Here is a 12,019-nt window from a genome sequence, read left to right as displayed (position 1 = left end):
GAATCATGAAATGTTTCTTCTAACACAGCGGCATTTGCATACCAAGGAGGGGGGGATTGGCTTCATTCTTGGCAATACTTGATTTTTGTTTTCAAACCCCTGATAATGGTTAGATATCAACACAAAAACGAAAGTGGGTATCACATGACGCAATTATTTTTTGACTTTGACGGAACCATTGCCGATTCTGAACAGGGGATTGTTAAATCGCTAAAATATGCGGTGAAGAAGATGAACTTGCCGGAATTGACGCACGCACAATATTTGAAGTTTATTGGGCCGTCGATTTTGTCCAGTCTACAAAAGTTCTTCCCTGAGTTAACTGACGCCGATCGAATGCAGGCGTTGAAGTACTATCAGGACTACTATCGCAGTGAAGGGATGTTTCAGCTTGATGTTTATCCTGGCATTCCTGAGCAGCTTCAGTTATTAAATGACCAGGGTTATGGCGTGAACATTGCTTCTGCCAAGCCTGAAGATATGATTCATGAAATCACCGATGAATTGAAGTTGAGTCATTACTTTAACGGCCGCTTTGGCGCAACGAGTGATGAGCGAACACGAGTCACCAAAACCGCTGTTTTGAAATATGCCCTGCAAGAAACCCACGCGGATAACAGGGACAGCGTGATGATTGGCGATCGCGATACGGATATGCTCGGAGGTTACAATAATCATGTCAAGACTTTGGGGGTAACCTATGGCTTTGGTGATGTACCAGAGTTATTGGGTGCCCATGCGGACACGATTATCGAAAAGCCCAGTGAGATTCAAACTGGCGTTGTGAAATTAATTGGATAATTTAATGTATAGAAAAGCGGGTCGGAATTTTTTCCGACCCGCTTTGTGTATGTTTTTTGATGGTTGTTACAATGTGGTTGTTTGGTTGGCTGATTAAATGTGTTTCGACGACGGCAAACGAAAGGAGACACAGCTGAGGTAAGCCTCTAAATGGGGTTGTGATACTGTTACTTGGATAAAACGTGTTCCCCAGGGCAACAACCTGCATGTAAGCCACCTTGGGATGAAATCAAAGTCGATTTCACCCCAAGCCAGCTTACACTCCGGTTGCTGACCGCCCTGGCTCACACTAAACGTGCTACGCAAACCAACTTTCTCCGCTTAGTCCAATTAGAGTCTCCGACGCAAGACCCGCGTCAAAGACTCTAATTAAACTAATGCTCAAAAGTAATCCGGTTTGCTCCGCACTCTACGCCTTTACATACGCAAATCCCTGCTCCTGCAGCGACACCAAGTCCGCCACTCCCGCCGAGACAATTTCCACATCTTCCGGCAACTGACTTTCCGTGATGCCGTGGGTATTCATCGAATTATTGCAGGCATGGAACCTCACACCTTCATCGCTGAATTGGGTGACCTTGCTTCTTAATTGTTGGTCAAGGTAGCCTTCGATCGCGTCACCATTTACCAAAACAACAATGTGGTATTGTTCCTTATTTTCTTGGCCATAGTCAATTAGATTGGTAATATTGCTCAACGTGTGGTCCCACTTATCCAGCTCATCGACATGAAAGACAACTTTATGCATTATTACGCCTTCTTTTCATCGGTATCTAACGACGTTAAAAATTCTTGATAATCGACGTGGACTTGTTTGGCATAGTCGTTTGCCCAGTTGATGAGTGCGTTGACGAATTTCTTCTTTTTGCCAACGTAGCCTTGAACAATCGCTGCCGTTGGACTTTGGGCATGGCCCCTTGCCAACAGGAGGGCACAGATTTTGGCATATGTCGTGAAATCTTCCTCGTCCAATTTGTCCAAGTTAATCGATTCCTTCATATCCCAGAACTGGCGGACGTAGTAACTGCGACCACTGTCGGCATTGTGGTAAAAGCCAAGCAGCGGATCTGATGCCCGTTGCAAAATCTGCTGACAAGTAACGATTCGTTCGCCGTTGTCAGGTTGGCTTTGACTGAACGGGGTTGTCACGTCAAACCCACGGAACCGCCGCGTTTGCAAGGCTTCCTTAATCTGGAGAACCAGATGACTGCCATCAATTGCGGTTAGTAAAACCAAATAGCAACGCGTCCCGAAGCTGCCAACGCCGACGCTGTGGCGAACGATGTCACTAATGTGAAATTGGGAAAGAAGCACCGTCACATCCGGACTGACTGATTGCGTGTAGTTTTTCAAGTGGTCTTTAATTTCATTAAATCGTTTATCACTTACGTGGACAGTTCTTGGCGCATTTTCCTTGAAGATCAAATGGCCGCGAGAATCCAGCGTCGTAAACTTTTTAACGACCTTATCCGAATTTCGCTGCTCAGCACTATCGCGAATTTTGCGCCAAACCTTTGGCAGCTTGTGGTTGGATTCTTCTGACTGCAAGAATGTTTCGACTTCGGTTGAGAAATAATAACGTTCCATCGCCGAGTGGGCCTCAAAACATTCACTGAGAATTTGTTGGTAGGTTTCCAGCGTTCCCTGCATCACAATATTGATTTGTTCCGGATCAAAGCCCAACTGTTCGCCTTGAAGAATAATGCTGACCAGCAGTCTGCGGATGTCCCAGTCCCATGAGCCGATGGTTGATTCGTCAAAATCATTAAGATCAAATAATAATTTCCGTTCTGGGGAGGCGTAGAATCCGAAGTTACCAAGGTGCGCATCTCCTGAAATCACCACCGGGATGTTGGTAGACGTTTGTTTAGATAAATCAAAGGCCATCAATTCATCCGTTCCGCGGAAAAACGCGAAGGCCGATGCGGCCAACCGCTTGTGCCTTAGTGGCATGAGGTCGGCAATCATCTTTTGCTCAACGTGTCGAATCCCTTGAACCACGTTTCGCTTAACCGGTTTAAAGGTGCCGAGTTGTTCAAAGGAAACCTCATCGCGAATTTCTTTTCCCCGGGCAATTAATTCGTGAACGGATTTGGAGATATTAATTTTACTGAGGTCATAGTGTAGTTTAGTGGGTGTGTTCGTTGTGTCGTGGCTGGTTGCCATAAGAGTCGATCCTTTCGTGTTAACAATTTATACCATCATTGTGGCGAAACAAGTCAGCCGAGTCAAGCGAGACCAACTCATATATGATTGTGATATGGTACAATTATCCCATTGGACAACTCGAATGTAATGGAGATTTAGATTAATGAAAAAACTGTATTGGGAAAGCATGGAAGTGAATAATCAAAAATTTTTCTTCACAGTCACTGATAAGGGCTTGAACTTTGTTTCCAGCCCGGGAAAGTACCTGTCGGAAATCTTTGATTTTTACCCCGAGAACCGTTATGAATATCAATTTTTATACGATGAAACGGTCACCGGAGATTACTTGGATGAATTGACCGATTATTTTGATAAGAAGCGAAAAAAGTTTGAGCTGCCCCTTGACCTCGATGGTTACGGAACGAAACTGCAACACGAGGTTTGGTCGGAGATTCAAAAAATTCCTTACGGCCAAACGATGACTTATAAACAGCTGGCTGAAAACGTTGGCCGAAAAAGAGCAATCAGGCCGGTTGCCCATGCGGTTGCCATTAACCCTGTGTTAATCGTGATTCCCTGCCACAGAGTTGTGCGTGCCAATGGCGACATCGGGGATTATCGTGGCGGTAAAGAAAGCAAAAAGGCGCTCCTCGAGTTTGAACAGAAGCCGGTTGAAAAGCAGTCACTGATTAAGAAACTGCCGTTACCCAAGCTTAGTCAACTAGGTAAACCTGATCTTTAATTAGGTCAAATGGCTGATGATGGTCGTTTAACTTCCGAGCAGCATCGGTTTTGATGAAGTGTGCCTGCTGCCAAAATTCTTTAGAATTGGTGGCACCATTTTTTTCGCCGATGACGATCAGTTCAAGATCATTGTCGGCTTTTCGAATCGCGTTCAAGACGGCAACGTCAATCGGGTCCTTATCGGGGGACCAGCTCATGATGACGTACTTGACTTGATCTTTGTATTTGTCAATGGCAGCCAGCGCGTCGAGCTTTTCAACTGGGATGAGCTGATGGTTGCCGGTTTGATTTTCGCTGACCCACGCCAAGTTGTCAGTCGGGAAAATGGTGACGCCTTGATCTTTGAGCCCCTTTGAAATGTAACCATTTCCGGCCATAATTTCCAGTGCCGCATCATTTCCGATATACTCGGCCAGCCCCTTGACAAACGGTGCTGAAATATAGGCCCACATCCCGTATTCTTCTTCCAGGTAATCACGAAACGACCTCAATTGTTTATCCAACTTGGGAAGGGCTTCGGACAACTGGTTCCAAAGCGCGTCACCCTGGGGATCGCCCGGTTTGAACTTTAGATTAATTTGTTTAAAAATCTGGTCTTGACTGTCGTCAGGCAAAATCAACTCTGGAAGGTCTTGGGGAAGCAGGCCCTGTTTAATCAGATGATCGCTTTCAATCACATTGTTGATGAGAAACTTGATTTGGGGGTAATCATCAAATAAGCTGCGGTAGGTCAGCATTTCAGAAATGTAGTTGGACGCTTTGGGTTGGTTTTGAGGATGCTTTTTCTTGAGCAGCTTCTTTTTTTGTTTATTCGTTAGCATGATGAGGCTCCTTTTAATTTTGATGAATCGTTCATTGAGATTGAAAAAAGATCAACGATAGATGATGCTAATCATTGACCTTTTGAATAAAATTCCAAACGTGTTTTGACGAACCCGTCACTACTTCAAGTCCAGTGACCCCTGTTCCAATCGCGGCCCGTCGTCTCTGTTGGTGTTGCCTCTTCCATGGACGTATCCCGAAATAAGTTGATAAATCTCGTAGCGGTCCTTGGAGCTTAAATTGACGCCGTTAAACTGTAAGGACTTATCTGAAATGAATAAGCGTGCCAGGTCATAAGTGCTGGTTTCCGTTAATCCCGTCAAATAATCCATGGTGACATCGAAAAATTTCGCCAGTCTTTGAATTTCGACATAACTTGGCGTTCTAATTCCCCGTTCCCAGTTTCCGATCTGGGAGCCAGTGTTTTCATGTTCTTTGTCAGTAGGAAGCTTCTTGTTCAGTGCATCTGCCAATTCAACCAAGGTCAATTGCTGGCCCTTTCTTAATGCTCGTAATCGTTCTGGAAACATTTGATCACCGTCCTGTTCATTACTTATATTATACTGCATTTTTTCTAATCACCAAATCTCGGTACGGAAATGATGAATGTGGTATATTTATGACGAGAAATTTGAATTGATGAGGTACAAAAATGAAACGAAAAACAAAGATTATCATTGGTTTGGCATCTGCCGCCATTATTGTTTGTGGCGGCTTGTTCGGTGCGGGGATGTATTTCTACAACGTTGCCGTGGTGCCGGCACCCAAATCATTTTTGAGTAAGTCGAAACCGATTAAAAAGGGTGACGCGCTTTACCCGGCTCACAAATGGTACCAAGAGGCTAACAAACAACGCTGGAACGAGATTTCCGCCACCCGTCATCTTAAATTAGACGCCAATTACATAGCAGCAGCTAAGCCCACCAATAAGACGGTGATTATTGCTCATGGATTCATGTCCAATAAAGATAATATGTTTGACTATGCCTATATGTTTCATAATTTGGGCTACAATGTCTTATTACCGGACGCCCGGGGGCACGGCGATAGCCAAGGCAATTATATTGGCTATGGTTGGCCGGACCGGCTGGACTACGTTAAATGGATTAAGAGAGTTATTCGCCATAATGGTGCCAACTCAGAAATTGCCGTGTTTGGGACCAGCATGGGCGGGGCGACAACGATGATGGTGAGTGGCGTGAAAGGACTGCCGCGTCAAGTCAAAGCGTTTGTGGAAGACTGCGGGTACACGGACGTTTATTCTGAAATTGCCTATCAGGCTAAAGAAATGTATCACCTGCCGACTTTCCCGTTAGTCGATATTGTCAGTGGGATTAATCACGTCAAGAATGGCTATTCGTTTAAAAAGGCCAGCGCGCTGGACCAAGTTCGCAAAAATACCCGGCCAATGCTGTTTATCCATGGTGCCCACGATCACTTTGTGCCGACTCGAATGGTCTATCCACTATATCGAGCCGACAAGGGACCCAAGCAGCTGTTAATCGTGCCTGGGCCGGGTCACTCACGATCATTTCATAATCGACCAACCTTATACCGCGATACGATCGAGAAATTCTTGAACCGTTACTTAAAGTAGCTGCCGTTCACGCAACTTTTACGCCGTGGCCAAAGGGTTTATGTTAAACTATTGTTAGGACTGTTTTTAGAAAGGAGGTCCGCACTTGTTATATATTGTGATTTTAGGCGTCATTGCCGCCATTATCGGTGTTTCTTGCGGCGTACAGTTACAAAAACGTCATTTTCAACAAGAAATCGATGACGCAAAAGCGACTTCCGCTAAAATGATCGCGGAGGCGCAGGCCGATGCGAAAGAAAAATCAGCAAAAATTCTTGCGGATGGCAAACATCAAACACTTGATTATAAAGAATCAATCGAAGAAGAACTCGACGGCTATCAGACTGATAATGTCAGTCGTCAAAACCGAATCGAACAACGACAAACAGGCTTAAAACAAACTGAGGACCGATTGGATCAGCTTCACCAAAGATTGGCTTCAGAGACGCATCAAGTCAATGAGAAAAAAGATGCCATCAAAGCACTTCGGCAGACGGCGGATGATCTCTCCCGAAAACGGGTCGAGACCCTTCAGCAACGTGGTGACATGACCTTGGATCAGGCTAAACACGAGATCTTGGATCAGCTCAGAGTGGCCTTGGATCGTGAAAAAGATGTTGAACTTAAATATCAGGATGACGAAGCACAAGTGAATGCACCAAAATTAGCCAAGATGATGGCCGATGATGCGATTCAACGCGGACCAGTCGACATGCCACGTGAACATATTGAACATGCAGTCCAAATTAATGATGGCAATACCAAGCAAAAATTGATCGGCAAGGACGCCCAAAATATTCGCTACATTGAATCGTTGACTGGAACCGATTTGGTATTTGATCCCGAAGATGCACACTTGCTTCACGTGGTCACACAAGACCCATTGAGACGTGAGGTTGCCAAGAAGGTGATCACTAATTTGGTGGTTACCAAACAAATTAATCCAGAATCAATTGAGCGTCAGGTTGAGACTGCGCAAACAGACTTGATGAATGAGCTACGGCGAACCGGTGAAAAGGTTGTCGGCTCACTGCACATTGGCTGGATGCATCCGGACTTGCTTAAAATTATTGGCCGTCTGAAGTATCGGACCAGCTATGGTCAAAACGTTTTGAATCACTCGGTTGAAGTTGCCGATATTGCATGGATGCTGGCTTCAGAATTAGGCTTAAACGTCAAGATTGCCAAGCGGGCCGGACTTCTGCATGATATTGGAAAGGCCATTGATCGTGAAGTTGACGGAACCCACGTGGAGCTGGGCGTTAAGATTGCCGAAGCCTACAATGAGGATCCACAGGTGATTAATTCAATTGCTTCTCACCATGGCGACGTTGAAGTGACCACTCCGATCGCGCATTTGGTAGCCGCAGGGGACTCAATCTCTGGTGGCCGTCCAGGTGCCCGAAGCGAATCCGTTGAAGAATACGTCAACCGACTCAAGAGTCTGGAACGAATTGCCAGTTCCAAACCGGGGGTTAAAGAGAGCTACGCCATTCAAGCCGGACGAGAAATCAGAATTATGGTTGATCCTAAACGACTTGACGATGAGCAGAACCAGAAGCTTGCCAATGAAGTTAAAAATGAAATTGAAAATGAATTGACTTACCCTGGAAAAATCAAGGTTACCTCAATTCGTGATTTTAAAGCTATTGCGTACGTTGGTGCTGAAAGAAAGAAGCTCCACCGACGATTAAAGAAAGCATAATAAAAAGTCAATCCACACGGATTGACTTTTTATTATGCTTAGGTTTGTCTAAGAAACGCTATTTGCTAATTATTGAGACCAACGAATACGCAAACAAGATGAGCAGGCAGATGACACAAACGTTGCGAATGAGTAGGGGCCACTTGTAGGCCGGAACGGGGTCGCTCAGTTTCAGAATTTCGCTGGACCAAAAATATAATGCAATGATGGCTAATAAACTATACTGAATTTGATCCGGCGTGTTCATCCCCCAAACGGCCACTGGGAGTCCCACTAATACCAGGCAGCAAAAGACGCTAAATAAGGTGAGTTGGGTTTTAAATTGATAACGGGTTTTCAAAAACATCATAACCTTTCTATGTGAGAGAGGTGGGGAAATCGTTTAACTTGGATGGTTCCCCCCAAAAAAATAGCAAGACCACAATCAGTCTTGCCAAAATAATTTAATTGCTTTGATCTGAATCAGAAATAATTTCAAAATTATGGTTTACTGTTGCTTCAACCACGGGATGTTTTTGAAGGTATTCCATAATCACGTGGCTGATGGTCATATCACTTGATTTGATAATCTTATCGCTGGTATACATGGGATAGTGACCGCCACCACTTGCTCGATAGCGATTTAAAGCGATGGTTAAGACCTGGTCATCTTGGACGTCCCTGCCGTGATACTTCAGGCGGGTTACTCGATGGCCGGCTGGCTTGGAAATGTTGAGCGTGTAGTCGATGCCCTCGTACATATCGTAGTTATAAAAGCGTTCTTTTGGAAAGACAAATTTCTCATTGATCACAACATCGCCGTGACGCACGGTAAAGTACTGAGCACTCACCTCAAGCGCTGCCCGTAAGTCGGCTCCGGTGATTCTTGAAGCAACCAGGGTGTTGGGATACACATAATTGGTGATAATGTTGCGCATGGTGATTGGATCCTCAAACCCGTGCGCTTCGTTATTGTACAAAGCAGTCGCCGATAAGTCGGTCCCCATTTTATCCATTTGAATTTTTTGAATCAATTCAATAAATGTCGATTCATGAATTCGGGCTTGGAAGGGGTCTTTGAAGGTTAAGTCGCCCTTGATTCGGGAAAGGGGTTTGTCCAGCCAATGCTCCAAATGTGAAGACAAGTCTGTAACGGTTGCCCTGATGGCTGGATCCGGCTCGCTATCTTTGACGTTTAACAGCTCAGAATCAGTCTTGGTAATCGATTTGTCCTTATTGGATGTTTCAATCGAAATCTTGGCCACATATTGGCCGCGGGACCCCGGCTGAACAATTGGGACGTTAAACAAGCGGCTCGCGATTTTTCTGTGTTGATGCCCAGAAATAAAGGCGTCGATACCTGGAATGTTTTTCAAAATTTCATAGCCACGGTTTTCGCCGGGGTTGATATCATTCCAGTTGCCGGTATGGTCGCGTTCAAAGCCGCCATGGTAGACGACGACAACAACGTCAGCCTTCTCACGAATTTCGGGTATATAGCGTTTGCACGCGTCGATTTCTGAAATTAGGTTGAAGTCATTTAAGTCATTGATGTTCTTCCATTTCTTAGTGGTGGTGGTTGTTAGCCCCAAAAAGCCAATTTTAACACCCGCCACATCTAAAATGGTGTAAGGGTCAGCCAATAACGGTTCGTTGTTGTTGTCGACAATATTAGCGCATATAAAATGACGGTCTGAATGTTTCAGCATAAAGTTGAGATAATCCAAACCATAGTCAAATTCGTGATTCCCGATGGTGCCTAACTGATAGCCCACCTGATTGTAAGCTTTGATGAAGCTTTCTTTGTCCTGCTCATCAGCACGTTTGGCAACGTAATAGGCCATCGGAGATCCTTCGAGAAAATCCCCATTATCCAACAGGATCACTTTCTCGTCGGGATGCGCTTGTTTATATTTTTTGATCGTCGTACAGGCCTTTTCAATGCCAAAGGGCTTTTCAATGCCTGAGTCGACGTAGTTCGTGGGTTCGATAAACCCATGCGTATCACTGGTCGCTAATAGCGTAATTTTCATATTTTCACCCGCACAAAATCATGTATATCGTCAAGTATAGTCAATTATTCCACGATTGTAAATTAACTTTAGACAAACCGGTTAAGCAAGCAGTAAGGCACTGTTGGTTCCCTGTTCCATATACGCCATTTGGTCGGTTGAGATGCTTTCACTCAGCCGATCTGAAAGGTTCCGAGAAATTTCGCCGGCTTTGAAGGCTTCGGCCACGTAGGTATATTCAAATTGAAATGACTGAATTAACAAGCTGTTGCGCAGGTCATCAGAGTCTGCGTTGTCTGTGGTTCGCGCCTGACGGTAATTGTATGAGCTTCGGATGTAGTTGATTGAGGCGGTGTTTTCGGCAGTTTCAATACTGTCGAGGTAAGCGTTGACACTGTCAAACATGGTTTGTTGAATGAGATGATCCACCTGTCGTCTGCCGTTGATTTTGCTTTGGACTTTCTTTGGAACGGATCCTTTTTCTTGCCGGAATCGTTGCGCACGTTGGCGACTCTTGAAGCGACGCAGCTGGTACTTGGCAATATATTTGAACCTCACGAAAAAGCCAACGTGATTGTTGGGGGTTGTCGCCAAGCGTCTGGAAAAACGGCTGGCAATCTTTTTATCAATTTTGCCTTGGCTTGCCAGATCGTTAACTGCCTGCACGGTGACCTGTTGGGTTTGCGCCAAAATTTTCTGAATTTGTTTGCGATCGACACCCGTGTGGTTCTTTTGGCTATTTAACATATCCAAGACGTAGTTGCGGTCAATCATCGTCACGGTTGGATCTTGTTTGACTTGGGCAATCGCATAGTCAACCATTTTGGTTCGGTATTTTTGGAACTCTCCTTGGTCTTCAGGCATTTTCTTTGGTAACAGCATTGGTAACACAATGGTTGGAATAATTAAGCTCAGTAAAATCACGATGGTTGCGATATAGATGAGTTGGTCACGAAATGGAAATGCTTGGCCGAAGGATGTCAACGGAATCGATAGCGCCATGGCCAACGTAATCGTTCCGTGAACGCCACCAATGGCACTTAAAAAAGCTTCCTTGGTCGATATGTCGTGATCGCTGACATGAAAAATGTTTAGTTTAACCCAACCGAAGCGAATGACCAACATGACCAAATAAATGACGACTGCATCGCCTACAAGCTGAAAAATGAGTGCGTTGGGGTACGGGAGTATTTGTTTGATCACTTTGGGCAGGGTGACGCCCAGGAGGACAAAGACGACGCCGTTTAGCAGGCTTGAAATGATGCCCCAAGTGGCACTGGTCACCAGCTGGACATTAGTTGAGGTGAGCTTTAGGCGGCTTTGGTTGGTGCCATAAACGATTCCGGCGGCGACCACTGCCAAGATACCGGAACACCCAAATGCCTCTGAAATTAAGTAAATTGCAATTGGCGTCATGATACTAAAGGGAACAATGACACTTGAGGTATCCATGGATTTATTCACCAGGGCAGACTGGAGCTTAACAAACAATGAGCCGACAATGCCCCCAATTAAGAGCCCGCCAAAAAAGCTAATTAAAAAACGGTCCAATCCGTTCACGAAGGAAAAATTTCCACTGACAAATGACGCCAGCGCCAAGTTAAAAATCACGATACCGGATGCATCATTGAACAGCGATTCATTTTCCAATGCATCTGAAATTTTTTCGGGCAGTAAAACATCCTTAGTCAATGATTTAAAGGCAACAGAATCGGTTGGTGTGACAATTGCGGCAACCGCAAAGCACAGGGCCAATGGAACCATTGGCAACAGAAGGTGGGTCATAAAGCCGACGATCACTGAAGTGGCAACCGCCAGAAAAATCGCCAGTGAGGAAATTTGGTGAATTGATTGGCGGAAATGTTCGCCGCTGGTACCCTGACCATCTTTAAACATCAATGGGGCAATGACCATTAACATAAAGATTTCAGGTTCCAGCGAATAGTTTTGAAACACCGGTAGAAGCGACAATAAAAGGCCACAGCCGATTTGATAAAACGTCAGTGGGATCGACGGGAAATTGGTGTAAAAAATATTGGCGATGATTGTCGCCACAATTAATAAAATAAGTGAATAAAAGATTAGCAAAATATTTCTCCTTTAAACGGTTTTAATACCCATATTATAGTTGATTCGCGGGATAAACGGTGTATAATTAATTTCACAAGCAGGTTACTATAAGTAAGTAACCGTGTTGACAAAAGTTGCTAACATGATAATATAGTAATTGAA

The 12,019-nt window shown here is 44.8% G+C and carries 10 protein-coding genes; 4 read left to right on the top strand and 6 right to left on the bottom strand.

What is annotated here, in order from left to right:
• Positions 1–144 precede the first annotated feature (144 nt).
• Positions 145–801 (top strand): HAD hydrolase-like protein, encoded by a 657-nt coding sequence (locus tag FC51_RS05440; RefSeq protein WP_057910057.1) that lies wholly within the window; start codon positions 145–147, stop codon positions 799–801.
• A gap of 409 nt (positions 802–1,210) precedes the next feature.
• Here FC51_RS05440 and FC51_RS05435 read toward each other — a convergent pair whose 3' ends face one another.
• Complete coding sequence (locus FC51_RS05435) at positions 1,211–1,549, bottom strand: DsrE family protein (RefSeq protein ID WP_057909996.1); 339 nt, start codon at positions 1,547–1,549, stop codon at positions 1,211–1,213.
• A gap of 2 nt (positions 1,550–1,551) precedes the next feature.
• Complete coding sequence (locus tag FC51_RS05430) at positions 1,552–2,967, bottom strand: DUF2252 domain-containing protein (protein ID WP_057909995.1); 1,416 nt, start codon at positions 2,965–2,967, stop codon at positions 1,552–1,554.
• A 145-nt stretch (positions 2,968–3,112) separates the two neighbouring features.
• On the opposite strand from FC51_RS05430, the gene FC51_RS05425 reads away from it, so the two are divergent.
• The gene (locus tag FC51_RS05425; RefSeq protein WP_057909994.1) at positions 3,113–3,691 is read left to right on the top strand and encodes a methylated-DNA--[protein]-cysteine S-methyltransferase; all 579 of its coding nucleotides are present in this window, start codon (positions 3,113–3,115) and stop codon (positions 3,689–3,691) included.
• Here the strand turns inward: FC51_RS05425 and FC51_RS05420 are convergent.
• Both FC51_RS05420 and FC51_RS05415 read right to left on the bottom strand, forming a co-directional pair.
• Positions 3,663–4,514, bottom strand: coding sequence for a hypothetical protein (locus FC51_RS05420; protein ID WP_057909993.1), 852 nt, complete (start codon positions 4,512–4,514; stop codon positions 3,663–3,665). The two genes, FC51_RS05425 and FC51_RS05420, sit on opposite strands and share 29 nt — an antisense overlap.
• 120 nt (positions 4,515–4,634) lie before the next feature.
• Entirely contained in the window at positions 4,635–5,045 is a 411-nt protein-coding gene (locus FC51_RS05415) for a helix-turn-helix domain-containing protein (RefSeq protein ID WP_057910056.1), read from the bottom strand.
• A gap of 122 nt (positions 5,046–5,167) precedes the next feature.
• On the opposite strand from FC51_RS05415, the gene FC51_RS05410 reads away from it, so the two are divergent.
• A complete protein-coding gene (locus FC51_RS05410) occupies positions 5,168–6,112 on the top strand; it encodes an alpha/beta hydrolase (RefSeq protein ID WP_057909992.1) in 945 nt (314 codons plus the stop codon).
• An 85-nt stretch (positions 6,113–6,197) separates the two neighbouring features.
• Positions 6,198–7,796, top strand: coding sequence for a ribonuclease Y (rny, locus tag FC51_RS05405; protein ID WP_057909991.1), 1,599 nt, complete (start codon positions 6,198–6,200; stop codon positions 7,794–7,796).
• Between the two features lie 443 nt (positions 7,797–8,239).
• Here the strand turns inward: rny and FC51_RS05395 are convergent, their stop codons facing one another.
• Positions 8,240–9,808: a bifunctional metallophosphatase/5'-nucleotidase gene (locus FC51_RS05395; RefSeq protein WP_057909989.1), complete on the bottom strand. Its 1,569-nt coding sequence runs from the start codon at positions 9,806–9,808 to the stop codon at positions 8,240–8,242.
• A gap of 81 nt (positions 9,809–9,889) precedes the next feature.
• Positions 9,890–11,875 carry a cation:proton antiporter gene (locus tag FC51_RS05390; RefSeq protein ID WP_057909988.1) on the bottom strand — a complete coding sequence of 662 codons (1,986 nt, stop codon included), beginning with the start codon at positions 11,873–11,875 and terminating at the stop codon, positions 9,890–9,892.
• Positions 11,876–12,019 lie beyond the last annotated feature (144 nt).

The organism is Lentilactobacillus parabuchneri DSM 5707 = NBRC 107865 (genome assembly GCF_001435315.1).
In the GTDB taxonomy this organism is placed as follows: Bacteria; Bacillota; Bacilli; order Lactobacillales; family Lactobacillaceae; genus Lentilactobacillus; species Lentilactobacillus parabuchneri.
Note: the sequence above shows the minus strand (reverse complement) of the source record. Positions and strands in the feature narration are given on the sequence as shown.